This window comes from Sorangiineae bacterium MSr11954 (genome assembly GCA_037157815.1).
Classification (GTDB): domain Bacteria; phylum Myxococcota_A; class Polyangia; order Polyangiales; family Polyangiaceae; genus Pendulispora; species Pendulispora albinea.
The window spans coordinates 4,121,890-4,147,891 of record CP089984.1 but is presented as its reverse complement, the minus strand read 5'-3'; the positions used below and the strand labels follow the sequence as shown (position 1 = coordinate 4,147,891).

General features: G+C 69.3%; 16 protein-coding genes and 1 tRNA gene. 11 read left to right on the top strand and 6 right to left on the bottom strand.

Translation table 11 applies throughout. The features are described from left to right. Positions 1–102 precede the first annotated feature (102 nt). The 7 genes from LZC94_16330 to LZC94_16300 are packed head-to-tail and all read left to right on the top strand — an operon-like array spanning position 103 to position 14,285. A complete protein-coding gene (locus tag LZC94_16330) occupies positions 103–2,145 on the top strand; it encodes a hypothetical protein (protein WXB18791.1) in 2,043 nt (680 codons plus the stop codon). Between the two features lie 46 nt (positions 2,146–2,191). Next, complete coding sequence (locus tag LZC94_16325) at positions 2,192–3,226, top strand: AAA family ATPase (GenBank protein ID WXB18790.1); 1,035 nt, start codon at positions 2,192–2,194, stop codon at positions 3,224–3,226. Beyond that, a complete protein-coding gene (locus LZC94_16320; protein ID WXB18789.1) occupies positions 3,223–5,520 on the top strand; it encodes a hypothetical protein in 2,298 nt (765 codons plus the stop codon). The genes LZC94_16325 and LZC94_16320 overlap by 4 nt, the downstream gene beginning before the upstream one ends. Then, on the top strand, positions 5,517–6,623 hold the full coding sequence (locus tag LZC94_16315; protein ID WXB18788.1) for an ABC transporter ATP-binding protein: 1,107 nt from the start codon (positions 5,517–5,519) through the stop codon (positions 6,621–6,623). Before LZC94_16320 ends, LZC94_16315 begins: the two co-directional genes overlap by 4 nt. Continuing rightward, complete coding sequence (locus LZC94_16310) at positions 6,620–8,332, top strand: ABC transporter permease subunit (protein WXB18787.1); 1,713 nt, start codon at positions 6,620–6,622, stop codon at positions 8,330–8,332. The genes LZC94_16315 and LZC94_16310 overlap by 4 nt, the downstream gene beginning before the upstream one ends. Further along, complete coding sequence (locus tag LZC94_16305) at positions 8,329–9,207, top strand: DUF58 domain-containing protein (GenBank protein ID WXB18786.1); 879 nt, start codon at positions 8,329–8,331, stop codon at positions 9,205–9,207. Before LZC94_16310 ends, LZC94_16305 begins: the two co-directional genes overlap by 4 nt. Next, complete coding sequence (locus tag LZC94_16300) at positions 9,207–14,285, top strand: VWA domain-containing protein (GenBank protein WXB18785.1); 5,079 nt, start codon at positions 9,207–9,209, stop codon at positions 14,283–14,285. The genes LZC94_16305 and LZC94_16300 overlap by 1 nt, the downstream gene beginning before the upstream one ends. Positions 14,286–14,343: 58 nt before the next feature. Here LZC94_16300 and LZC94_16295 read toward each other — a convergent pair whose 3' ends face one another. From LZC94_16295 to LZC94_16275, 5 genes are all read right to left on the bottom strand, one after another. Then, positions 14,344–15,861, bottom strand: a complete 1,518-nt coding sequence (locus LZC94_16295) for a serine/threonine protein kinase (GenBank protein ID WXB18784.1) — start codon at positions 15,859–15,861, stop codon at positions 14,344–14,346. 40 nt (positions 15,862–15,901) lie between these two features. Beyond that, the gene (locus LZC94_16290; protein WXB18783.1) at positions 15,902–16,642 is read right to left on the bottom strand and encodes a C4-type zinc ribbon domain-containing protein; all 741 of its coding nucleotides are present in this window, start codon (positions 16,640–16,642) and stop codon (positions 15,902–15,904) included. Between the two features lie 94 nt (positions 16,643–16,736). Then, positions 16,737–16,810 (bottom strand) — tRNA-Ile (locus tag LZC94_16285). Between the two features lie 43 nt (positions 16,811–16,853). Continuing rightward, positions 16,854–18,299: a hypothetical protein gene (locus tag LZC94_16280; protein WXB18782.1), complete on the bottom strand. Its 1,446-nt coding sequence runs from the start codon at positions 18,297–18,299 to the stop codon at positions 16,854–16,856. Between the two features lie 2 nt (positions 18,300–18,301). Next, on the bottom strand, positions 18,302–20,224 hold the full coding sequence (locus tag LZC94_16275) for a bifunctional homocysteine S-methyltransferase/methylenetetrahydrofolate reductase (GenBank protein WXB18781.1): 1,923 nt from the start codon (positions 20,222–20,224) through the stop codon (positions 18,302–18,304). Between the two features lie 85 nt (positions 20,225–20,309). Between LZC94_16275 and LZC94_16270 the strand changes: the two genes are divergently transcribed. The 3 genes from LZC94_16270 (at position 20,310) to lspA (ending at position 22,959) form a co-directional block, all read left to right on the top strand. After that, a complete protein-coding gene (locus tag LZC94_16270; GenBank protein WXB18780.1) occupies positions 20,310–21,857 on the top strand; it encodes an FAD-binding oxidoreductase in 1,548 nt (515 codons plus the stop codon). Continuing rightward, positions 21,854–22,396, top strand: coding sequence for a hypothetical protein (locus LZC94_16265; GenBank protein ID WXB18779.1), 543 nt, complete (start codon positions 21,854–21,856; stop codon positions 22,394–22,396). Before LZC94_16270 ends, LZC94_16265 begins: the two co-directional genes overlap by 4 nt. A gap of 101 nt (positions 22,397–22,497) precedes the next feature. Next, positions 22,498–22,959, top strand: a complete 462-nt coding sequence (gene lspA, locus LZC94_16260) for a signal peptidase II (GenBank protein ID WXB18778.1) — start codon at positions 22,498–22,500, stop codon at positions 22,957–22,959. 24 nt (positions 22,960–22,983) lie between these two features. Here the strand turns inward: lspA and LZC94_16255 are convergent, their stop codons facing one another. After that, on the bottom strand, positions 22,984–24,141 hold the full coding sequence (locus LZC94_16255) for a M35 family metallo-endopeptidase (protein ID WXB18777.1): 1,158 nt from the start codon (positions 24,139–24,141) through the stop codon (positions 22,984–22,986). 451 nt (positions 24,142–24,592) lie between these two features. On the opposite strand from LZC94_16255, the gene LZC94_16250 reads away from it, so the two are divergent. Continuing rightward, positions 24,593–25,939: a peptidase M10 gene (locus tag LZC94_16250; GenBank protein WXB18776.1), complete on the top strand. Its 1,347-nt coding sequence runs from the start codon at positions 24,593–24,595 to the stop codon at positions 25,937–25,939. Positions 25,940–26,002: the final 63 nt, after the last annotated feature.

Here is a 26,002-nt window from a genome sequence, read left to right as displayed (position 1 = left end):
CCAACGCACAGGGACTACAATCGACGGGCTCACCGTTTGCTCTCGAACGAAGGTGCGAGTGAACCGAGGCCCCCGCAAGGAAAGTGCAACGAGGACGAACCCATGACGGATCCCGGTTTTCACCCGCTGTTCGAGCGCTGGGCGCGCCGGGTGCGGACGAGGCTCGCGCTTCGGTGGATGCTCGCGGGCGCCGCCCTGGGCCTTGCGCTGGCCGTGATCCCCGCGGTGGCGGGCTGGAGAATGCGCTGGCCCGACCTGCGCCTTTGGGCTCCGGCGCTTGGTCTGGTGGGCCTTGGCGCCGGGTGGCTGGTGGCCCGGCGCAAGCGCTGGAGCGACACCGACGTGGCGCTCTTTCTCGATGCCCGGCTGGAGACCGAAGAAGCCATCGCCACCGCCGTGGAGTTCAGCCCCGACGATCCCGCGCGCGCCGTGGTGATCACCACCGCCGCCCAAGTCTTGCGGGAGCGGGAGCCCGGTCGCCACATTGGCCCGCGGCTCTGGAGGCCCGTGCATGCGCTCGCGCCGCTCGGCATCGGGGCGCTGGTGTTCATTCTGCGCCAACCGCTTCCGGTCCCACCTGCCGCCGCCGCCGCACCCGGGACGACCAAGGTGCAGACCACCCAGGTGGAAGGCCTGGAGCAGGTGGCCAAGCTCGCGCAGCTCTCCGCGCGCGACGAGGCGCAACGCGAGCGGCTGGACAAGATCGCCAAAGAGGCGGAGGCGCTCAAAGACGAGCTGCGTCGCGGGATTGAAAAGCGCGAGGCGCAGGACAAGATCGCGCGGCTGCGGGAGCAGCTCACCCAGGAGCGCCTCTCGCTGGGCGACGGCGAGCAGCGCGCGGGCCTCGAGAGCGCCGTGTCGAAGCTCGACGAGAGCGGCGCCACCAAACGAGCAGCCAAGGCGCTGGGCGATCACGATCTGCAGACGCTCGACCGTGAAATGGAGAAGCTGGCCAATGAGCGCGAAAAGCAGGACCGCGAGCTGGCGAAGAAGAAGCTCGACGAGGCGGCCGACGGCGCCCGGAAGAACGGCGCCGAGGGCGTGGCCAAGGCGCTCGAGGAGGAGAAAAAGCTCCTCGAACGCCGCGGCGCGCGGGCCGATAGCTTGCGCGAGCTCGCCGACGCCATGAAGGGCTCGGGCACCGGCGACGACGACGTGCAGACCCAGAGCGAGGCGCTCGATCGCCAAGGCTCCGACAAGGCCGCGCGGCAGCTGGCCGACGCCCTGGGCAAATCGCTCGAGAAGCTCACCCCCGAAGAACGCAAACGCCTCGCCGACAAGCTCCGCGACATGGCCAAACAATCCGGCACATCCGCGGCCGACGCCGATCGTCTCAAGGAGATGGCCCGCGATCTCGCCTCCCCCGAGGGGCAAAAAGAGCTCGAACGAAAGCTCAAGGAGCTCGCCAACGAGGACACCGAGGGCAGCGAATCCAAGCGCCAAGGCGCCCTCGACGACGCCGAGCGCGGCGCCGAAGGCACCGAGCGCGAGCTCGGCAAGGATCCGAACCCGAGCGGTCAGGGTCAGCAGGGGCAGAACGGACAGAACGGGCAGCAAGGACAGGGTCAAAAAGGCCCGGGACAGCAAGGACAGAACGGGCAGCAGGGGCAGAACGGTCAGGGGCAGCAGGGACAGAATGGTCCGCAGGCCCAAAACGGTCCGCAAGGACAGGGACAGGACGGTCAGGGTCAGCAAGGACAGGGCGGGCAGCAGGGTCAAAACGGTCAGGGCGGCCAACAGGGACAGAACGGACAGGGCTCGCAAGGGCAGAACGGACAAGGTTCGCAAGGACAGGGCGGACAAGGTTCGAACGGGGCCCAAGGCGGCATCCCCCTGCCGGGGCAGAGCGGCGGCAATCAGTCCGGGCGCGGGGGCACCGCCGACACGGGGACCGGCGATCACCGGGGCGCGACGGGGCCGATCGACGCGCACACGATGAAATCGCGGGCGCGCGGCGCCTTGTCGAAGGGGCAAGCGATGCCGGGCACCGTCAACACCTTCGTCCCGGGCAAGGCCGGGGGCACCGCCAACGTGCGCGGAAGCGGCGATCTTCGGGTGGTCGGGCCCAGCGAGATCGAAGGCGTCGAGCGAAGCGACGTCCCCGAGGAGTACCGGGAGCACGTACGGCAGTACTTTCAACCGTAACGCAGCACACGTTCTCAAGCATCTTGACGCATATTCAGAGGAATCGATGTCGGAACAGTTCGAGGCAGGACTCCGGCGGGCAGCGGACGCCGTCGGCAAGCTGAGAGAGGCGATCGGGCACGTCGTCGTCGGCCAAGGTGCGGTGGTCGATCAAGTCATGTGGGGTTTGGTCGCGGGAGGCCACGTCTTGCTCGAAGGGGCGCCGGGGCTCGGCAAGACCTTGCTGGTGCGCACGCTCTCGCAGTGTCTCGATCTTCGCTTCTCGCGCATTCAGTTCACCCCCGACTTGATGCCCAGCGACGTGATCGGCACCAACGTGCTGATCCTGGATCCCTCCCAGCGCGCCGCAGGGACCATGTTCGCGGTGCAAAAAGGCCCCATCTTCGGGCAGATCGTGCTCGCCGACGAGATCAACCGCGCCACCCCCAAGACGCAGTCGGCCCTGCTCGAGGCCATGGCCGAGCACGCGGTCACCATCGCGGGCACCCGCCATGTGCTCGAGGAGCCCTTCTTCGTCTTGGCCACGGAGAACCCCATCGAGATGGAGGGCACGTATCCCCTGCCCGAGGCCCAGCTCGATCGCTTCTTGCTCAAGGTCCTGGTGCCCAACCCCACGGAGGACGAGCTGGTCGACGTCCTCGGGCGCACCACGGGCCGCGAGATGGGCGCGCCGCCGCGGGTGCTCGACCAAGCCGGCATCCTCGCGCTGCGGCTCATGTGCCGCGACGTGGTGGTCGCCGAGCCGGTCGCGCGCTACGCGGCCCGGCTGGTGCGCGCCAGCGATCCGACCGACGCGCAAGCGCCCGATCTCGTCAAGCGCAGCTTGCGCTATGGCGCGGGGGTGCGCGGCGCGCAGTCGCTGGTGCTCGCGGCCAAGGCGGTGGCCCTCTGCGAAGGGCGCGCGAACGTGTCGTTCGCGGACGTCGCCCGGGTGGCCAAGCCGGCGCTTCGCCATCGGATCATCCGCTCCTTCGAGGGCGAGGCCGACGGCGTGTCGACCGACTCGGTGATCGATGCGCTGCTCGCGTCGGTGGAAGCCCGCCCCGCCAAAGTGGACGCCGAGCGCGCGAGGACTGCATGACACGACGAAATGCGCTGGTGCCGCTGCTCCTGGCGGTGGCGGCGGCAGCGGTGGCGAGCTTCCCGGCCATGCCGGCGTACGCCGATCCGGCCAGCGAGGCGGATGCCGGCGCGCCCGCGGGGGCGCAGAAAGATCCGCAGACGCCGCCGTCGCTCATCGTGCGGGCGACCCCCGTCTTCGGAAATGAATCGGCCATCGGCAATGGATGGACCGAAATCGCCGTCAACCTCGAGAACATGGGCACGACGGCGTCCAAGGGGAGCATCGAGCTCACGAGCCGGCAGCTGGCCTGGTCGTCGCACGAAGATTTCATCACGCGGGCGCCCTTTCACGTGGCGGGTGGCCGCAGCGTCGTGGTCAAGCTGCCGACGCACGGCTTGCGCGCGGAGGCGCCGAGCATCTCGGTGCGGGTCAGCGATCCGTCGGGCAAGACCATCGCGTCGACCAGCCTGGGCTCCATCCCGTATGCGGCGCCGCTCTTGGTCGACGTCCACCAGCCCTCACGGCTCGCGCCGGTCCTCCGCAACTGGCCGGTCACCGTCAAGTGGAGCCACGGCCGGGTGGCTTACCGCATCGCCCCCGCCGGGTTGAGCGTCGGCGTCCCCTCCTTCGATCGCACCACCGGCGACCCCATTCTGCCCGATCGCGCCGCCGGCTATTCGAGCGCCGTGGTCGTGCTCATGCCCACCGATCTGCTCGCGCGCCTGGAGACGCAGTCCGCCGATGCCTTGGTGAGCTGGGTCATCGCAGGCGGCACCTTGGCCCTCGTCCCCACCCGCGTCGACGATCTGCGCAGCCCCGTGGTCACCAAGCTCCTCGGCGGCGCGGCCACCTCCGCACCTCCCCCGCCCACCTTGATGTCGCTCCCCGGGCGGGTGCGTCCCACCGAGGGCGGCCTCTTTCCCCCCGAGCCGCTCGACACCGAGCCGGACGATCCCCCGACCCCCCTCCGCTTCGACCCCGGCGCGCCGGCCCCCGGGTCGTCCCCTTGGACGAGCGCGAACCCCTCGAACCCCTTTCTCCCCCTTCGCACGACGGATCCGCCCGCCGGCAAGAAGGCCCCCTCGGGTCCCTCCCCCACGGTGCGCGGCAAGCTCCAGGGGTACGCGGGCGGCAACCTGGTGCCCAGCGCGTTTGGCGCCAGCGCCGCCTATGGAAGCGGCGAGGTGCACCTGCTGCCCTTCGATCCCTCCGAGCCCCCGATGCTCGACGATCCCTGGGTGCAAGGGCGCATGGTCGATCTGATGGAGCACGCGTGGGACCGCCGCGCGATCAACGTCATCGCCCACGGCGGGGGCGAGCAGACGGATATGAACTTCGACGGCGTGCGCCGCGCGCTCGACCCCAACGAGAACTTCCGCCCGGCCCTCGGGGTCGCGGCGATCCTGCTCGTGCTCTATTCGATCGTGGCGGGCCCGCTCACGTTTCTGCGCGCATCGCGCAAGGGGAAGCCTCTGGCGCCGTTGCTGTGGGCCCCCGTCTTCAGCTTGGCCACCTTCTTGATCATCGTGCTCGTGGGGTTCGCCGTCAAAGGCTGGAGCGGGCGCGCGCGCCATCTGTCGCTGGTGGAAGCGGGCGCCGGGGTGCCGCGCGGTGCCATCCGGCGCTACCGCGGATTTTTCACCAGCGAGAGCCGCGCCTTGTCCATCGCGTCCACGGAGGCGAGCAGCCTCTTGTCGGTCGCCAGCGCCGACTCCATGTCCTCGCAGGACAAGAGCGCCCTCTCGGTCGATCGCAACGGCGTCTCGCTCGAGGACATCAACGCGCTCCCCTGGCAGACCATCGTGGTGCTCGAGGACGGCCTCTACGACTTCAAAGGAGGGCTGAGCATCGTGAACGCGGGCGATGGAAGCCTCGATGTCGCGAACCACACCGGGCGCGATCTGAAGAACGTGCTCATCTCCGTGCCGGGGGACGGGATCCACCACCTCGAGGATCTGGCCGACGGCGGCAAGGTCCACGCGGCCGATCTGCCGTTGCTGGTCGCCGCGCACGCGCTCCCGGGCGGAGGTAGCGGCGGCAGCAGCTCGATGCTCCCCGTCCACGAGCTCTCGATCGACACGGTGCTCGCCACCCTCACCCGCGGCGCCGGACGAAAGCAAGCCGACGCCATCCGCAGCGCATGGGGGCCCCTGGATGGTGCGCTCGGCTCGTCCGTCGATTGGTGGCCCGACAGCGTCCCGGTGGTGATGGCCGAGGTGGCCGGCGGTGAAGGCACCAAGCGCGATGGGCACCTGCCGGTGGAGAGCGATCGCCTTCTGCTCCGGGTCATCGGACGCGGGGGTGCGCTATGAGCGTGGACCCCGTGATGGGCACGCACCCCGCCGCACCGATGGTCGAGGCCAAGCCCACGCCGGCCATTCGCGTGCGGCATCTCTGGCACCGCTTCGGTCGGTTCGACGTGCTGCGCGATGTGAGCTTCGACGTGGCGCACGGCGAGATTTTCGGCTTCATCGGCCCCAACGGCGCGGGTAAGACCACCACCATCCGCGTGATGTCCACCTTGCTCGAGCCTCTGGCCGGCCGGGTGGAGATCGACGGCTACGACGTCACCATCGATCCCGTGGCCGTTCGCCGCATCATCGGCTACATGCCCGATCACGCCGGGGTCTACGATCGGGTCACCGTGCGCGAGTACCTGGAGTTCTTCGCCGACGCGTACCGGGTCCCCACCGCCGGTACCAGCTACGCGGTGGTCGACGCGGTCATGGAGCTCACCGATCTCACCAAGCTCCGCGACAAGTTGGTCGCCACCATGTCGAAGGGCATGAAGCAACGCCTTCAGCTCGCGCGAACCCTCCTGCACGATCCCAAGGTCCTCATCTTGGACGAGCCCGCGAGCGATCTCGATCCGCGCGCCCGCATCGAGATCCGCGATCTGTTGGTCGAGCTGCGCGGCCTGGGAAAGACCATCTTCCTCTCGAGCCACATCCTCACCGAGCTCGCCGACGTTTGCACCTCGGTGGCCATCCTGGAGCGCGGCCGCCTGGTCGTGTCGGGCCCCATCTCCGAGATCGCCCGCCGCCTGCAGCACGCGGCCCCGCCGCAGGCCGCCGTCGCCGCGCCGTTCGCCGGCGCGCCAGCCGGCGCCACCGCCGCGCCCGCGCCGGCCATCGCCCCAGCCCCCGCGCCCCAGCTGCCGACCCACACCGTGAAGCTCCGCGTGCTCGCGCCGGGTGAGGCGGCGGCGGCCGCACTCGCGGGCATGCCCCATGTGCTCCGGGTGGGACCGGGGCCGGGTCAAACCGTGTTGGTCACCTACACGGGCAACGAGCAAACGGTCGCGTACATCGTTCGTGCGCTGGTGATGGCAAACGTGCCCGTCGCGGGGGTCGAGCCGGAGCGCAACGAGCTGGAACGCATCTTCCTCGAAGTCACCAAAGGCGAAGTGCAATGAGCTCCATCGACCAGGTCCCTGCGAGCTCGGAGGCGAGGCGTGTACCCGCGCTGTTTGCGCGGCTCCTCGCCGAGCCCAACGCGATTTGGATGCGGGAGATGCGCCAGTCCGCGAGGCTGGGACGAACGCCTTGGGTCCTGTTCACGCTCACCGTGAGCATCTCCTTGCTCATGTGCTCCATCGGCGGCATCGCCACCGCGCGGGACACCAGCCCGGCCAACCTCGGCAGCGCGCTCTTTCAGGTCTTCTTTTCGCTCGCCTACCTGGTGGTGGTGGTGGTCGGGCCAGCCGTCGCGGCCAACAGCATCGCCTCGGAGCGCGAAGGGCGAACGTGGGAGGCGGTGCTCTTGACCGGCCTGACCCCCAAAGAGATCACGCGCGGCAAGTTCCTGGCGGCTTATACGACCATCGCGCTCTACATCGTCATCCTGGCGCCGGTGGGCGCGCTGTCGTTTCTGTTTGGCGGGATCACGGCGACCGAGGTCATCATCGCCTTTTTCTTCCTCTTTCTCTTGGCGGCTCTGTGCGTGGCGTTCGGCTTGGCGGTGAGCTCGCTCATGTCGAGCCTGCGCGGCGCGCTGGTGGTCACGCTCATTTTGGCCATCCTCATCGGCCCGGCCGCCTATGCGGGGTTCGGATTTGGTTGCTCCTTCGCCGTGCACGAGCTGTGGAACGACGTGCCGGTGGCGCACCCCATCTGGCTTCCCCTCGCCTACGCGCGCGTGCCGCTGGGGCTCGACTACGTCGTGCTGCTGGTGGCCGTGCCGCTGCTGCTCGTGCTGGTGCCAGCTTGGTACCTGTACGAGACGACCATCAGCAACCTCGCGGGCCCTGCCGACGATCGCTCGAGCGGCATCAAGCGCTGGTTCGTCTTCTGCACCCCCCTGCTCGCGGTGGCCGCCGCCATCCCCAGCATCGCCGCCACCGAGCTGCACACGCGCCTCATTTGGGCCATCTGGGGGCTCTCGCTCTTCGGTCTGCACTTCGGCTTTTGCGCGCTGCTCTTCGGGGCCGAGCCGCCGGGTCCATCGCGGCGCGTGCGGGTGCACTGGCAGCGCGAGGGCGCGGGCTTCGTGCGGCGCTTCTTCGGGCCGGGGCTCTTGAAGACCCAGGTGCTGGCGGTTTTGCTCGGGCTCTTCGGCATGGCCTTCATCGCCGGGGTCGACGCGCTGTGGATCCTGCGCAACCCCGGCTCGGCGGCGCCCAAAGAGGTGAACAACGCGGTGGAGCAGCTCACCTTGTTCGCCGCCGACGCGATGCTCTACGCCGTCTTCGTGACCGGCGTGATCGCCTGGCTTCGCGCGCGCAGCGAGAGCGCGTGGACGGCGCGGCTGGTCGCGTGCGGTGTTCTCTTCCTCGTCGCCGCCGGTCCTTGGGTGGTCGCCACCATCGGCGGCGCGCTCTCCGATTCGCGCGGACAGGATTGGCTCCTCGCCGGCGCGCCCAGCCCCTTTTACGTGGTGGTGATGCTCCAGGCGGTCGACAACCCACCGGCCACGGGGATCCCACCGATGCTGGCCGGCCTGGGGTGCGCGGCCGCGTGGGCGGCGATCGGGATCTTGCTGCTCGGCCTGGCCGCGCGAAGGTGCCGCTCGATCGTCTCCGTGCACGAGGCGGCGCTCGCGCAAGCCGACGCGGCGCTCGCGGCCGAAGACGCGGCGCTCACCGCGGGGGACCCGGCGCTCGCCGTGGGGGAAGCCGCTTCGTGAGCCGCTCCGATCTGGTCGATCCGGCCTTTGCGCGGGAGCTCGAGGCGCTGCGGCGCAAGCTCCAAGTCCGGGCGCGCTCGGGGGGCGGCGGCGATCACCTCGGCCGGCGCCGGGGCGGCAGCGCGGAGTTCCTCGAGCACCGGCCCTACGCACCGGGCGACGATCTGCGGCGCATCGACTGGCTCGCCTTTGCGCGCACCGGGGAGCCGGTGTTCAAGCTCTTTCGCGCGGAGGAAGACATCGTCGTGCGGCTGGTGATGGACACGAGCCAATCGCTCGACTACGGCAGCCCCACCAAGATGCTGGCCGCCAAACGACTGGCCGCCAGCGTCGGGTACATGGCGCTGGCGCAGTCGGAGCGCGCGCAGGTGGTCGCGTCGAGCGCCGGCGACTTCCGCATGACCGAGCCCACCCGCGGCCGGGCTAGCCTCCCGGCGCTCCTGCGCGATCTGGACGCCCTCGCGCCGCACGGCGGGACCGATCTGGCGCGCGCGATCGACAGCGCGGTGGCGCGCTCCCCGCGGCCCGGTCTGATGGTGGTGCTCAGCGACTTCCTCGATCCGGGCCCCTTCGACGTGGCGCTCACGCGCGCGGCCTCCGCGGGCCACGACGTGGCGTTGGTCCAGGTGCTGGCACAGGAAGAGCTCGAGCCCAGCTTCGAGGGGGATCTCGCCTTCGAGGACGCGGAGACGTCGGAGCGGGTGGAGGTCACGGTCGACCCGCGGGCCATCGACGCGTACCTCGCGCGGCTTCGGGGCCTCTTTGCGACGGTGCGGGCCATCGCCAAGCGGTGCCGTGGGGTCTACGTGCGCACCAGCAACGTGGAGCCCGCGATCCAGGCCGTGCGAAGGTTCGTCGCCCGCGGGGTCGACTGATGGGCGGGCTCGAGCTCCTCAACGCCCCGGGCCTGTGGCTCCTCACGGCGCTCGGGCCGCTGATATTGTTTTACGTCTTGAAGGTGCGGCGCCAGCGGGTGCGGATCGCCTCCACCTGGCTCTGGGCGGCCGCGCAGCGCGATCTCATGGCCAAGCAGCCGTTTCGCAAGCTCGTGGCCGAGCTGCCGCTGCTCCTGCAAATCCTGGCGCTCGTGGCACTCGCGGTGGCGCTGGCGCGGCCCGCGGCGCGCGGCGGAAAGATCGCGGGCGATCACGTGGCCATCGTGGTCGACACCAGCGCCTCCATGGGCGCCCGGATGGACGCGGGCGGCGCGCCGACGACGCGCATGGCGGCGGCGCAAAAGGCGGTGCGCGACGTCATCGCCAACATGGAGCCGGGGGCCGACGCCATCGTGATCGAGGCGGCGCGCGAGGCGAAGATCGTCTCGCCGCCGGAGCGCGATCGGCGGCGTCTGGAGGAGGCCGTGGCCTCGCTCGAGGTGCGGGAGCTCGAGGGCGAGCTGGCGCCGGCCGTGGCGCTGGCCGCCGATCGGCTGCGCAGCATGGGCGGCCGCAAGCGCATGGTGATCGTGACCGACGGAGCGCTCGCCAAGAGCGCGCCGCTCGCGGCGGCCGATGTGGACGTGCAGCTCGTCGCGGTCGACGAGGCTGCGCAAGGGTCCGGCGCCAGCGACAACGCCGCCATCGTTCGCATCGATGTGCGCTCCGGGATCGATACGACCTCGCGCGGGGGCGCGGCGCCCGATGCTCGGCCCGGGGGCGCGTCGCCCGATGCTCGGCCCGGGGGCGCGTCGCCCGATGGCCGGCTCGGGGACGGGTCGCACGCGGCGCGCGACGGTCAACGCCGGGAGCAGGCGCAGGTCTTCGTGATGATCCGCAACTACGCGGACCGCGCGCGCGACACCTTCGTGACCCTTCGCATCGAGGACCGCGCCGAGCCCATCGCGTCGCGGCGCGTGCTCTTGCCGGCCAAGGAGAAGACGCCGGTGGTGCTCACGTTCGAGCCCGCGTCATCGTTGGGGGCGTCCGATCGCGGCAAGGGCCTCATCGTGCAGCTCTCCGATCCGGAGGGGCGCGAGGCGAGCGATCGCCTGCCGCTCGACGACGTCGCCTACGGGCGCGTCCCCTCGGGCTACAAGATGCCGGTGACCCTGGCGTCGGCCGCCCCGTACTCGTGGGTCGCGCGGGCGCTGGAGGCGGATCCCAGCATCGATCTGCAGCGGCTGACCCTCGCGCAGCTGGACACGGTCAATGTCGACCCCGAGGCGCTGGTGATCGTCGAGGGCGGGTGCCCCGAGAACCCGCCCGGGCGCGATCTGGTGGTGATCGCGCCGCCCGCGGGCCGCTGCCGCGAGACCGACGTCCTCGCACCGGTGGCGAACCCGCAGCTCACCTCGTGGGAGGCGGGCGACGCGCGGCTGCGCTTCCTCACCTTGGACGGCGTTCATGTGTCGCGCGCCACGCCGCTGCGGGCCATCGGCGCGGAGGGTTCGCTGGTCCGCGCGGGGACCGCGACCTTGATGGCCGACGCCTCGATCCCCGGGCGCGCGGTGACCCTGGTCGGCTTCGACGTGGGCGACAGCGATTGGCCGCTGCAAGCCTCCTTCGTCCTCTTCGTGCGCAACTTGGTCGAGCAGTCGCGGCTGCACCGGATCCAAGGCGCCGCCGGCCCCGTTCGCACCGGCGATCCCTTGCGCATCGCCGTGCCGAACGGCATCACCACGGTGCGCGTGGAAGGGCCGGGCATGGCCGATCACGAGCTCTCCGCGAGCGGCGGCTTCGTCGTCGTCCCCGGCGTGGATCGCGCGGGGATCTACCACGTAAGGTGGTCGTCTCCTCGGGTGGGCGCGGCCACCGTCGCAGCCAACTTGACGAGCGAGGCCGAGAGCGACGTGCTCGCGCGCAAGGTCCTGGTCGACACCTCGAGCGGCGCAGGCGCCACGACCGTGCGCTCGACCCCCGGGCACCGCGAGTGGAACACGTGGCTCCTTACGTTTGCGGCGCTGGTGCTCGCGTTCGATCTGTGGTGGCTCACCCGCGGCCGCCAAGGACAGCTCCGCGCAGGCAGCTACGCCCTCCTCGCCCTGAGCGCCGCGCCGCTCCTCTATGTCGCCCTCACCCACGGGGGCATCCTGCGCGAGACCTATGTTCGCTTCGGCGCGCCCGCGGCGCTCTGGCTCCTCCTCGCCGCGGGCGCCTTCGTCGCATGGCGGATCGCGCGCCTCCCCATGCGCATGAGCAGCGCCCGGCGCAGCCTCGTCACATGGCTGGTCGCCGCGTCGATCCTCGGCGCCCTCTTTGCGGTGGCGGAGCCGGAGCTCGGCCGCCCCCTCGATCGCACCACCCTCATCCTGGCGCTCGATCGCTCGCGCTCGATCGACCTGGTCTCCGGCGCGGACAAACGGATGGCGGCGGAGACGTCCCTGGCCGAGCGCGGCATGCACGACGACGACCGCATCGGCGTGGTCGCCTTCGGCGCCGATGCGCAGACGGAGGATCCGCCGCGCCCCAAGAGCGACCTACCGCCACCGCAAAGGGCCAACGTGGGCCGCGACGGCACGGACCTCGCGGGGGCCATCCGACGATCGCTCGCGGAGCTCCCCGCCGATACGCAAGGGCGCATCGCGCTCATGACCGACGGCGTGCAGACCCGCGGCGATGCGCTGGCAGCAGCGGCGCTGGCGGTCGCCGCCCGTGTGCCCATCGACGTCGTGCCCCTCGATCAACGGAGCATCCCCGATGTGCGGGTGGTGAGCGTGCGCGCGCCGGTGCGAGCCGACGAGGGCGAGCCCCTCGATCTGCGCGTGGTCACCTCCAGCCCCGCCGCCACCGACGTGGAGATTCGGGTCAAGCGCGACGGCGAGCCCATTCACACCGGCCGGGCCCACATCGGCGCTGGCGAAGACGTGCTCCGTCTTCGCGAGACGGCCGCCGGCCCCGGACTTCACCGCTACGACGTCGAAATCTCCGCCGTCGATCCCAACGCCGACGGCGCACCCGAGGACAACTCCGGCAGCACCTTCGTGCGGGTGCGCGGGCCCTCGCTGGCCCTGGTGCTCGAGGGCGACAGCGGCAAAGGCGCTCCGCTGGCGCAGGCCCTCTCGGCGACCGGCTTTCGCGTCGTGCAGCGCACGACCAGCGGCGTGCCGGCCGACGTGGGCGAGCTCGCGGGCTTCGATCTGGTCGTGCTCAGCGACGTGCGCGCCAGCGATCTCGCCCCCTCGCAGATCGACGCCCTGGCCAGCTACGCCAAGGATCTGGGCGGCGGGCTGCTGCTGATGGGCGGCGATCGTTCCATGGGCCCCGGCGGGTATGCGCGAACGGCCATCGAGGACGTGTCGCCCGTCTCGTTCGACTTGAAAGAAGAGAAGCGGCGCGCGTCCCTCGCGGAGGTGATCGCCATCGACTACTCCGGATCGATGGGCATGACGGTGGGCGGCAAGACGAAGCTCGCGCTGGCCAACGAGGCCGCCGCGCGCTCCGCGTCCCTCCTCGGCCCCGGCGATCGCTTGGGGGTCGAGCACGTCGACGACCGGATCGCGTGGACCATCCCCGTGAGCCCGGTGACCGACGTCGAGGGCATCGCCAAGAAGATCCAGGCCGTGAGCGTCGGCGGCGGAGGCATCTACACGGACATCGCGCTCAAGGCCGGCTACGAGGCGCTCCAGTCGGAGCAGGTGAACCTGAAGCACCTGCTCCTCTTCGCCGACGGCGACGACGCCGAGCGCCTCGCGGGCTGCCGCGCGCTGACGAAGACGGCCATGGACCATGGCATCACCACCAGCGTCATCTCGCTCGGACGCGGCAACGACACCGCGGAGCTCGAGGTGCTCTCCAAGATCGGCGGCGGCCGTTTCTATCTGATCGACGACGCCAGCAAATTGCCCGCGGTCTTCTCGCAAGAGACGATCCTGGCCAGCAAGGGCGCCATCAAAGAGACGCCCTTCCACGCGGGCATCGGCGCGCCCATTCCGGCCACGCGCGGCATCGATTTCAGCCATGCACCGCCGCTCGGCGGCTATGTCATCACCGTCAAGAAGCCGCGGGCCACCGTGGCCCTCACCGCCGAGGAGGGCGATCCGCTGCTCGCCACCTGGGCGGTGGGCATCGGCCGGGTCGCCGCGTTCACCAGCGACTTCAAGGATCGTTGGGGGCGCGAGTGGCTCCAGTTCCCCGGCGCGCTGAAGATGTTCGGCCAGCTGGCGCGCGACACCGCGCGCAAGTCCGACGATCCGCGGGTCCGGCTCGAGAGCGACACCTCCGGCGGCGAGCTTCACATCCGCGCCGACGTGATCGGCGACGATGGGCGCGCGCAGACCTTCCGGCGCTTGACCGTTCATGTGGCGGGTCCCGATGGCTTTGCGCGCGATCTGGCGCTCGAGGCGGTGGGCGCCGGGCGCTATGCCGCGTCTGTACCCCTCTCGCGTCCGGGAACCTATGTGGCCACCGCCAAGGACGAGCTGGGCGGCGAGGCCGTCGGAACCACCGGCGCCGCCCTCACCGCCGGCGAAGAGCTCCGCCCCACGGGCACCGATCGCGCGCTGCTCACGCGCATCGCCACCATGACCGGCGGGAAAGTGCGCGACACCCTCGCCGGCATCTACGACGATCGCGGCGCCCGCCGCTTTGCGTACACCCCGCTGGGCGCTCCCCTCGCCTTGCTCGCCGCGCTGGCCATGGTGCTCGGCGTCGGCGCGCGCCGCCTCGGCGTCCCCGACTTCGTCACCCACGCCGCCGCGCGCCTTCGCGGCCTCTCCGCCCGCTCCAAAGAGGCCCGCGAAAAGCGCGCCGAAACCCGCGCGGCCGCCATCCAACGCGCGCAGGAGATCGAGCGCCTCAACACCGCCCTCCTCGCCACCAAGCAGCGCGCCACCCCGCTCTCTCGCACGCCGCACCCGGCACCGCCCACGGCGGGCCCCGGCCTCCGAAGCCCCCAAGCGCCGCCGCCTGCCGCAGCGCCCGCGCCGCCTGCATCACCGGCCGATCCGGCCGCACCGCCCGCGCGCGAGCTCTCCGCCGCCGAAAAGCTCGCGCTCAAACGCCGCGAACGCCGTTAGGACCAACCGGGCGGCGGCGCGCGCATCGCCCCGACCGAGCTCGTCTCCGCAACCCCGCTCAGCAAACGGCGAACAGAACCCCGCCGATCACCACCACGGCCACGCCGCCCACGATCGCCGGCACCAACCACGCGGGCCGCTCCTGCGACGGCAGCCCCGCCGCGACCACGTCGTCCGTCATCGACCCTTCCGCCGCACGGAACGCGCGATCCATCGCGCGCAAATCGTTTTGCGGCGCGGGCGCGGGCGCGGGCAGATGCAGGTGCTGCGGCGCCGGCGAAGGCGAATGGGGAGGCGGCGGCGTGGAGTACCCGCCGGAGCTATTGCGCGGATCGGCCGCCGGGTTGCCGCCGAGCGCCCCATAGGGCACCGCGCCATCGTGCGTCTGCACCGCGATGCCACCGCCCGACGCGAGCGCCGCGCCCATGCCGGCCCCCGCGGCCATGCCGGCCACCACCGGAGCGTGCACGGGCGGCGCCGCAAAGGGATCGGCCGACGCCTCGAGAACATTGAGGGTGCGCGTCTTCAGCAGGTGCGGGCGCGCCTGCTCCACCAGACGAGAGAGCTCGCGCTGCGGCATCTGCGCCCAGGCGCGATGATCGCCCTCGAGCCCGTACACGCGCCCCACGGCATCGGCGAGCATCCCCACGGACTGCGTGCGGATGTTGGGGTTCTTCGCCATGGCCTCCTCCATCACCTCGTCGAGCGCCGGCGGTGGAGGGTTGGCGTGCCCTTGGCAGCGCACGCTGGGGGGATCGGCGTCCTTGGTCAGGATGGCCAACAAGATCGAGGGCCCGTTGCTCCCCGGGAACGGAACGCCGCCGCAGAGGCACTCGTAGGTGATCGCGGCCAGCGCAAACACGTCGGCGCGCCGGTCGAGGGTCTCCAGGCCCTGCGCCTGCTCCGGCGCCATGTAGTAGGGCGAGCCGATGGTCGTCCCCAGCACGGTGAGCTTCTTGGCGTCGGTGTTCTTGTCCTTCACCGAGCCGAAGTCCAGGATCTTCACCACGTCCCCGTCGCGGCTCCCGCACAGGAACAGGTTGTCCGGCTTCAAGTCCCGGTGGACGAAGTTGATGTTGTGCGCCGCGTCGAGGCCGAGCGCCACCTGCGAGAGCATCCGAATCACGCGCTCGGGCGGGATGGAGTGCTCGCGCCGCAGCACCACGCGCAGCTCCTCGCCGTCGAGGAACTCCATGACCAAGAGCCAGTCGCGCGTCTGCGGATCTTGCTGAAAATCCAGGACTTTGACGATGTGGTCGTGCGGCAGCTTCGAGCTGATCTCGAACTCGCGCCGGAAGCGCTCGACCGACACCTCGTCGCGCGCCACATCGTCGTGCAGCACCTTGATGGCCACGCGCGTGTCGGTCGCCTTATCGACCCCTTCGTACACGCGCCCCATGCCGCCGTCGGCGATGACGCGACGAACCTCGTAGCGGCCGCACAAGCGAAGGCCGATGCGCCGGTCGTCGTCGCTCGCGACGGGGACCATGCTGGTGAAAACGAGCCCCGTGCCGTCTGCCGCACAAAAGCCGGCGTCGTTGGGGTAGACCCTCTGGCACTTCGGGCAACTTTTCACTTGCGATCCGCTCCGCCCGCGCGAAAAAGCATCGAACCTTTCAGCCTTCTTTCACCGGCTGCGCGGCGGCCACGGGTGAAACGAAGTAGATGATACGGTTGCACGACGGGCACTGATCGAGCAATGGCTCACGACGCAGCCGGTGAAAAAGCTGCGGCGGCAGGGCCATGTTGCAGGCCTTGCAGGTCCCGTCGGACGTCTGGGCGATGCCCGTTCCCCGCTTGCCGCGGATCATTTCGTAGCGGCGGTAAAGGACCGGCGGCAGCTTCTTCGACGCCAGCTCCCGGTCGAGCAGGCGCTTGGTCTTCTGCTGCTCCGCGTCGCCGAGCCGCGAGTGAATGTCCCCTTCGCGCGAGCCCAGCTCCTCGGAGATCTTGCCCGCTTCCCCCTCGGTCGCCTCGATTTGCAGGCGGGCGGTCTCCGCCTCGGTGGTGAGCTTGCCGATTTCCTCTTCGCGATCGCGCACCAACTTGCGAAGCTCTTCGAGCTCACGCTGGGCAGCGTTGGCCTCGCGCTCGTTGCGCGAACGGTTCATCTTTTCGCGCGAGTGTTCGATCTGCTGGCCCATCTGACGAACTTCGGCCACGAAATCCGAGCGCGTCTTGTCGAGCGCGGCGACGTGGGCTCGATCCGCCTTTAGCTTGTCCTCCAATTTTTGGAGGCTGCCTTTCAATGCATCGAGCGTTGAACGCTCCTGACTGAGCTGGTCCTCGAGGATTTTCAGCTCCGCATCCACGGATGCCAGCTCCTCGAGCGATCGAATCTGCTCGGTAATGCTCAAGCTCTTACTCCCTAGCCGGTGCCATCCGGCGACCGGCCTCCTGAAAAACCGGCGGCACCATCCGGCAACCGGCGCTCCGACAATCACGCTTTCGTGGGCCCACCTGGGTTCGAACCAGGAACAGCCCGGTTATGAGCCGGGGGCTCTGACCGATTGAGCTATGGGCCCGGCAAGCTGGGGGTAGCACGCGGCGAACCGTAGTCGAATAAGCTTATCTATTCAACGCCTCGCAGCGAAGGATGTGCGCCTCCGCTACATCGGGATCGGCCGTGGCGGGTCCGACGGCAAGCACAAGCGTATTTCGTGCCTCCAATGTGCCGAGAAGCGGGCTTTTCCCGTCGAGAAGCGGCTCCAAGGTGCTCGCTTCGGTGGCCGGCGCAACCGCAACCCCGACCGCGCTATCGAGAAAAATCCCGTGAGTATGTTCTGCAATGTCCGCATAAAAAAGCCATCGACCGCCGGGACCGCCAAGCGCCGCGGGATCCCCGAGGCCGACCCCCGCGCCCACCATCGCCTCGGGAGCTTGCGGGCCGTCCTCGCGCACCGCGATCCGTAGAATGCGGCCGCCGTCGCCCTCTTGGGACATTTCCGCGTCGTCGCGAACGAACAGATCCAGCTTGCCGCCCTCGCCCGCGACCCAGTCGAACGCCGTTGCATGCCCCGCATCGCTGGTGACCCGCCGCACATCGCCCACGCGCTTGCCGCCGTCGTCGACCTTGGCCATCTCCACCCACGCGTACGATCGATCCTCGCCGGGGCCCTCGAGCGCCTTGGGATCCGACTCGCCGCGCGGATCGAGCCGGCGCGCGATCCACGCGACCCAATAGCCGCCGGCCCGCGCGATGGCGCGCGGCCTCTCCACATCGGCGCCGCTCGAGGACACGATCGCCGGCGAGCCGTTCGGGTCGCCCTTGACGGGATCGTTCGGCACCGGCAGCACCTTGATGACACCGCGCGCCCTCGTGCGTTGAAGGTCGACCGGCGCGGGCGGCGGGCCTCCGCGCGGAGCGTCGGCGGCCGCTGGCGATGGACCTCCGGCGCCCGCCGGCGTGGCGTCCTCGTCCCACACCACGATGGCGCGCCCCTCGGGCGACGTGGCCACGTCGAGGGCCATCGATTCATCCGACTGCTGCGGGATCTCCGCGAAGGGCGCGGCCTTGCCGTCGCGCGCATCGCCGATGCGCACGATGGCGAGCGTTCGCGGCGCATCGAGGCCCTTCTGCGCCGCGCTTCGAACATAGCTCGCCGCGAAGAGCGCGCCGCGCTGGACGAAGGGAAGCGGCGGCGGAAGCTCGCCCAGCGCGGGCCCCACGTCGACGAAGGTCACGCGCTCCCCGTTCGACGAGACCCGCGCCACCATCGAGCGCCGCTCCTTGCCCACCGCGCGGATCACCCCGACCGCGTACCCATCGGCCGCGGCCACCGCCTCGCCCACCAGGAGACCGCCGCGCGAGAGCCCGTTGCCGAGGATCACCGAGCCGGCCCGCACGCAGCGCGGACCCGCCGCATCACCCGAGCCCGAGCCCGGGCCGCGCGATGCATGCCCGCCCGCCTCCGATCCCTCGGCGAACCGATGCGCGCAGGCGCGCACCACGATCACCAGGGCCACCAGCGCGACCAGCAATGCGGCGATGACGACGATCCCTCGCCGGTTCACGCTTATCCCGTGCCAGCGCGCGCCGGGGCGGCCACGGGACCCTTGAAGCCGTCGATCACCTCGAGCGCCAGCTCGTAGCGCTCCAGCGGCGGCATGATGTACGCGCCCGCGACTTTGTCGCGCACGGCGGCCAGCATCTCGCGCGCGATGGCCACGCCTTCCTTGCGGCCTTGGGCGCCGCCGCCGGCCTTGCGCATGCGATCGCGCACATGTTCGGGCACTTGCATGCCGGGGACCTCGTTGTGCAAGAACTCCGCGTTGCGGTAGCTCGCGAGCGGCAAGAGCCCCACGAGCACCGGCAGCCCCAGCGGCGCGATATCGGCCAAGAAGCGATCGAGCGCGGCCGGATCGTACACGGGCTGCGTCATGATCAGCTCCGCGCCCGCCTCCTTCTTCATTTTGACCCGCTCGATCTCGCGCGCATAGTTGAGCGCCGAGGGCTCGGCGCCGGTGGCCAGCACGAACTGGGTCACGTCGCCCAGCGCGCGGCCGCCCGGATCGATGCCGTTGTTCAAGCGGGCCGCCAGCTTGAGGATGCCGATGGAGTCCAGATCGTAGACGGGGGTCGCGTCGGGGAACTCGCCCATCTTCGGCGGATCGCCGGTGATGATGACCAAGTTCCGGATGCCCATGTCGTGCGCGCCGAGCAAGTGCGCCAAGGTGCCGAGCAAGTTTCGATCGCGCCCGCACACGTGCAGGATGGTCTCGATGCCGATGTCGCGCTGAACGCGCCCGGCCATGACCAAGTTGCTCATCCGCGCCTGCGCCCGCGCGCCATCGGCGATGTTGATGACGTCGACCCCGCCCTCCTTCAACATGCGCGCCGCGTTCAGCGCCCGCGAGGGATCGAGCCCGATGGGCGGATTGACCTCCACCGACACCACGAACTCCTTGCCGATCTTCGCCGACAAGGTGCTCTTGGTCTCGAACGCCACCGGCACGAGCCCGCGCGGCACCGGCACCGACACCTGCGAGATCCCGTCCACCACGGTGTCGCGCGCCTGGCTCTCGGGATCGTTCCGCGAGCCATCGGCCGCACCCGCCATGCGCGCCGAGGCGGCGATGCGCTTGATGTGATCGGGCGTGGTCCCACAGCAGCCGCCCACCATGCGCACGCCCAGCTTGAACATGCGGCGCGCATAGAGCCCGAAGTACTCCGGCGTGGAGACGTACACGAGCCGCTCGTCCACCCTCCGCGGCAAGCCGGCGTTGGGGACGGCGCACACCGGCAGATCGAGCCCCAGCATCTGCTCGGCCGCGGCCAGCACGTTCATCGGGCCATCGGAGCAGTTGACCCCCAAGATGGAGGCGCCGTGATCCTTCATCTGGAGCGCGATCTCGTGCGCCATGGTTCCATCGGCCATGCGCCCGTGCTCGTCGAGCGACGCGCTGGCGATGATCGGCACCTTCCCCTTGGACGCGCGAACGGCCGCGTCGAGCGCCAACAAAAGCTCGTTCGGCTGCCGGAAGGTCTCGACCACCAGCACATCGACCCCTCCCTCGACCAGCGCCTCGGCCTGCTCGCCCAGGGCTGCCTCGACCTTGGCCAGATCGCGCGCGCTCGCCTCACCGAGGAAGTAGCCGCTCGGACCGATGGCCCCCGCCACGAACGCGCGCCCGGCCGCAGCCTTGCGCGCGAGCTCGACCCCCGCGAGGTTCAGCTCGCGCACCCGCGCTTGCAGCCCGTGCTTCTCGAGCCGCAGGGCGTTGGCGCCGAAGGTGTTGGTCTCCAGGACGTTCGCACCGGCCTTCACGTAATCTTCGTGGACCCGGACGACGACCTCGGGGCGCGAGACATTGAGCTCCTCGAAGCAGCTGCTGTAGAGGATGCCTCGCTCGTAGAGCTGCGTGCCCATGGCCCCGTCGACGACGAGGGGTTCTGCGGCAAGCTGCTCCAGGAAAGGGCGAAGTGGCCGAGAAGTCATGACGGCGGAGTTATAGCCCAGTTCGAGACGATGCGCGCGAGCCTCTTCCGGGCAGCGTCCGCCAGAACGGCTATAAGAAGAAGCCGTGAGCGAACTCGAACGCGACCTCGCACGCGCGCTCCCCGCGCTGCGCACGAGCACCGATCCCGCCGATCGCGTCGCGTATGCGCGCGATCTCTGGCCGCGCCATCACCTGGCGGTGCGCGCGGGAAACGTGGCCGCGCATCGTCCGGGCATCATCGTCTGGCCGAGCTCCACGGACGACGTGCGCGCGCTCGTCATGTGGGCCAACGCGACCCGCACCCCGCTCGTTCCCTTCGGGGCCGGCAGCGGGGTCTGCGCGGGGATCCTGCCGCGCGAGGACGTGGTGGTGGTCGATCTCAAGCGCATGAACCGCTGGCGACGCTTCGATCCGCGCGCGCCGGTGCTGGACGTGGAGGCGGGCCACCTGGGCTTGCCCCTCGAAGAAGAGCTGGGCCGCCGTGGCTTCACCTTGGGGCACTTCCCCTCGTCCATCCTGTGCAGCACGGTGGGCGGCTGGATCGCGGCGCGAAGCGCGGGGCAGAACTCCGGCTACTACGGCAAAATGGAGGACATGGTGGCCGCGCTCGAGTGCGTGACCGGCAAGGGCGACGTGGTCACCTTGCAGCGCCGCACCCACGGTCCCGATCTGGTGCCGCTCATCGTGGGGAGCGAGGGCACGTTGGCCATCGTCACCTCGGCGACCTTGCGCCTTCATCGCGCCACCGCGACGCGCGGCTTTGCCTCGTGGAGCTTCCCCTCCACCGAGGACGGCTGGGAGGCCATGCGCGTCCTATTTCAGTCCGGTCTGCGCCCCGCCGTCTGCCGCCTCTACGACCCGTTCGACGCCATGCTCGCGCGCCGCGGATCCGTCTCGCACGGGCCCAAAAAAGAGCGCGCCCCCGGCGCCGGGGCGGCCGTGCTGCGCGCGCTCCTGCGGAGGCCGGCCGCGTTCAACGCGCTCATCGACAGCGGCCTGGGGACCAAGGCCTTTGGCGGCGCGTTGATCGTCGCCGTCTTCGAGGGCCCCGGCGATCGCCCCGTGCGCGACCTCGAGGCCGCGCGCCGCATCGTCGAGCGAAGCCGCGGCGAGTACCGCGGCGAGGGCCCCGCGCGGCGCTGGCTTTCGCACCGTTATGCGATCAGCTACCGGCAGGCGCCGACCATCGCGTCGGGCTTGTTCCTGGACACCATGGAGATCTGCGCCACCTGGTCCCGCTTGGGCGCGCTCTACCACGGCGTCCGCCGGGCCCTGGGTGAGAGCGTCTTCGTGATGGCCCATCTGAGCCACGCCTACCCCGATGGTTGCTGCATCTACTTCTCCTTCGCCGGAAGCGCCGCACCCGGGGCCAAGGCCGGCGAATGGGATGCAGCCTGCGAGCGCGTCTACGATGCCACCTGGCAGCGCGCCCTCGACGCCGCCATCGCCGCGGGCGGCACCCTCGCCCACCACCACGGGGCGGGGCGCTCCAAGGCCCCGCACCTCGGCAAGGAGCTGGGAGCCGGCGTCGATGTCGTTCGAGCGCTCAAGCGCGCGCTCGATCCTGCGGGGATCCTGAACCCGGGCAACCTCATCCCCGCACCCACCGCGACGGAGGCGGTGCCGTCATGAGCACGGAGACGTTTGCCATCGATCGCCCGAGCCTGCTCATCGACGTGGACGCACGGGTGACCCTCGACGATGTGGAGCGCATGCTGGCCGGCGACCATCTGACCCTGGGCATCGCCGACTTCGACGCGCACCGCGACAAAACGGTGGCCGCGTGGCTCTCGGAAGGAGCGCCCGGTGCACCCGATCCGTGGCTCGACCCGGCGGATCATCTGCTCGCAGGGCTCGACGCGACCCTGCCCGATGGCACGCGCCTGTCCATTCGCCCCGCGCCCCGGCGCTCGACGGGACCGGATCTCATGGCGTTGGCCTTTGGTACGCGGGGCCGGTTCATGCGCATCACCCGCGCCTGGCTTCGGGTGCACCCGCGCGATGCCCTCCGTCCGGAGACGGAGCCGTTCCAATGGACGCGCAGCCCTCCGCTCACGGTGGCCGAGGAAGAGCTCTTGGCGGCCATCGAGGTGGAGATAAAGCGAGTGAAGCCGGCCGCGGAGAGCGCGGGGACGGCGGAGACGAAGACGGCGAACGGCCGCCGAGGCTAGGAAAAATGGCGCGGGCCGCGGGCGGCGGGAACAATTTGCCCGCGCCCGCGGTCCAACGTCCAATGCGGTCCAGTGCGCTCGCTTCCGGTGCTCGCGCCCTCGTGCTCCTTCTGTTCTCCGGGGTGCTGGCGGGGTGCGACCACGCGTCCAAGGCCCTGGCGCAGCAAGAGCTCGGGGAAGGCCGGGTCATCGAGCTGATCTCCGGGGTGCTCGATCTTCGGTACACCGAGAACCACGACACGGCCTTCTCGCTCTTGCGCGACATCACGTTCCCGCACAAGGCCACGGTGCTGGGCCTCGTCGCCAGCTTCATCCTGCTGGTGACACTGGTCGCATGGTGGCAAAGGCGCAGCGCCCCTTGGCCGGAGCCCCTGGGCTATGCGCTCATCGCGGCGGGCGCCGTGGGCAATGTCACCGATCGCTTTGCGCGCGGCTTCGTCATCGACTTCATCCACCTGAAACACTGGCCCGTCTTCAATGTGGCCGACGTGCTCATCGTGGCCGGCGTGATGCTCATCGGGATCGGCGCCGCGCGGGCCCATGCCTCGGGCCCGGTCGGCTGATTCACGCGCGCCGTCCGGCTTCGATTACGGCAGCACGGGGTTGTTCTCCGCGAAGTACTCGTGGCTATCGGCGTTCTGGAGCGCATTGGCGGGGTTGCTCGTGGCCAGCGATCGGCACGCGCTCTGGCCGTAGGCGTAATCCCGGGTGCCCGCCACCGCGAGAAAATGGCTCGTCTCGTGAACGAGGGTGCCGCCCACCGAGTCCGTACCGCGTATCGGACGGTTCCAGACCACCGGGCAGAGGTACACGTTGTACGGCCGGTCCGGATAGACATAGGCGTAGACGTTGGGCCGGGTACAGGTGGCGCAATCGAAGAAGAAGTTTTTTTGTACGAACGTATTGGCGAGGTTCGTAAAGTGGGGTCCGACCGTGTTGCGCGCCGCGGGGCTGAAGGTGCCAAACCACGTGGTAAAACGCGGCGTGCTCGCGGTGTGATTGACCAAGTAATAATACGAGTTTATCGCATAATCCTCGGCGGCGACCAATCCATCTTGGAGCTTTTTGGCCTGCGCATCGCTGCAACCATAATACCGAAACGGCTGCGCCGACGGTTCGCCTCCGCCGTACACATCGAACGCATGGTCCGGCTCGCGTGCCGGCGCTGGGCGCCCAACGAGCCACAGGTCGAGATCGTTGGATAGGAGCGCCGCCGCACGTTGCGTATGGCCGGCGAGGCCGGGCAGGTCGGCGCGAAACTGAACGCGGTAATTGCCGGATATCGAGAGATCGTACGCCTCCGCCAAATTCACCGTTCGAACGAGGCGCTCGCCGGGCGCGAGCACCACGTAGTCTCCGGCCACCGGCGCGGCGCGCTTGTAGAGGCGGCCGATGTACGGCACCGGCTCGCCATCGCGGCGCACGTCGAACAGCGGCGCCTCGATGCCTTCGAGCAACGTCGACCAGGCGAGCATGCGCACGGAGCGCGATCCCCGATTCGTCAGGGTGACGGTGATCGCAGAGTCCGCGTCTTTCGGTAGAACGGCAGACGATAAGGTGCCGCGTGACAACGCGACGTGAATATCGCCCGCTTGCACGTCGATGCCGTCTCCTTGCCCGAGATCATCCTCGGCGCGGCCGGCCGCCTTCTCCTCGACCGAACTAGCGCACGCGACCGCGAACCACGACATGCTCAGCGCCGCGATCCCCCACCATCCCACGCGATGTCGAATCATTGGCTTCATCGGCCCCTCCTTGAGTCATAGGGTCCATCCGCGACGTGGTGCACGCTCGTTTCGCGACGGGCACCATGTCGGTTCGACAGGGTTAACGGACGGCGGGCAATCCAGTTAATACGGGTAGTCGCATTTCGATCCGGACCGAGCTTCTCTGCGCACGAAACGATCACATGTGAGCATTTCGATCATGAGGTGCACCGCCGCTCGAGCTTCGCGATTGCCGCGATGTCGCGTCCGCAATGCGGATCGGTTCGGCGCCGAATACGCGTGATGACCGCGGCGCACCACGGAAGGATCGCTTCCGCATACGGAAATGAAATTTCCGTCGAACGGATATCGATTCCGTATTTGGGCGAAAGTTTCAAATGGCGTGTCCGTTGCAAGTTTAAATTTATCGAAAGGATGGACAATGCAAACCATCATTCGATCTTCAAAACATATCATTCGAACATCGCGCATGCTGGGATTGGGTCTCGCGCTCCTGGGTGCCATGGGTTGCGCAGACAGCGGAGGCACCGAACCTTCCTACGAGGGTAAAGACGTCGCTCCGCTGACGTACGAGGAGTTCCGGGCGCAAACGTACCGCGAGCCGGATACGGGGGTGTTCATCGTCAATGGCGACACGCCCGTGGAGACGGAAGAACAGCTTCGCGACGTGTATGCGGATTACGTGCGCTCGTTCGAAAAAGCCAAGGATCCGGAGGTCGGAACCACACGCCAGCCGCTCATCGTCAATCGGGTGGGCAACGCCGACGACCGCTGGAGTTACGTGCGCCAGCGCAATATTACGTATTGTGTGAGCACCGCGTTCGGCGACAAGTACAACGCCGTGGTCGCCGCTTTGCGTGGTGCCGCGACCGCGTGGAGGCGACTTCCCAGCGTGTACTTCCAGCACCGGAGCGATCAGGACGCGGTCTGCACCGCCTCGAACACCAACGTGACCTTCGACGTACGACCGGTGAGCGGGCAGCCGTACTTGGCGCGCGCCTTTTTCCCCAGCGCAATCCGAGCGAATCGCAATGTTCTCATCGACGCCTCGGCGTTCGGAAACATCGCGCCTTACACCTTGGCCGGCGTCCTGCGCCACGAGCTCGGACACACGTTGGGCTTCCGGCACGAGCACACGCGGCCCGAGGCCCGCGCATGCTTCGAGGACAACAACTGGCGCACGCTCACCGCCTACGACGATCACTCCGTCATGCACTACTTTCAATGCAACGGCGCCAATCGGTACGATTTCGAGATCTCGAGCTACGACCAGTACGGCGCCTACCTCGTCTATGGGCCCAAACCGGACATCGGCTTCGACGCTGCCTTTTATTTCAACGGCTACAGCGATCTCGAAGGTCTATCTTGGAGCTACATGAGCTACCACTTTGAAACCAGTGGCGTGGTCGAAGGCCGCCGCGCCTCGACCGACTTCGATGCCGCCTATTATTTGTCGCTCTATCCCGATCTTCGCGACGCGTTCGGCGCCAAGAACTACAAGGCTGCATTCAACCACTGGGTGTCGAACGGCGTCAAAGAAGGCCGGCGCGCCTCCCGCGAGTTCGACGTCCGCTATTACCTAAACGCCAATCCGGATTTGAAAGCCGCCTTCGGCAACAACTACGAGCTCGCTGTCAAGCACTGGGCCACCGACGGCATGTTCGAAGGCCGCCGCGGCTCGGCCGATTTCGACGCCCGCTACTACCTCTCCACCAACCCCGATCTGCGCGCGGCCTACGGCCATACGAACTACCCGGCCGCCATCCATCACTGGATCCGGTTCGGCTTCGCCGAAGGCCGCCGCGGCGCCCCGTAGACGAAGCAAACGGGCCTCCGAGCCCCTCGTGCGACCGGCTCGGATCGCGCCGCGCGCGCGATC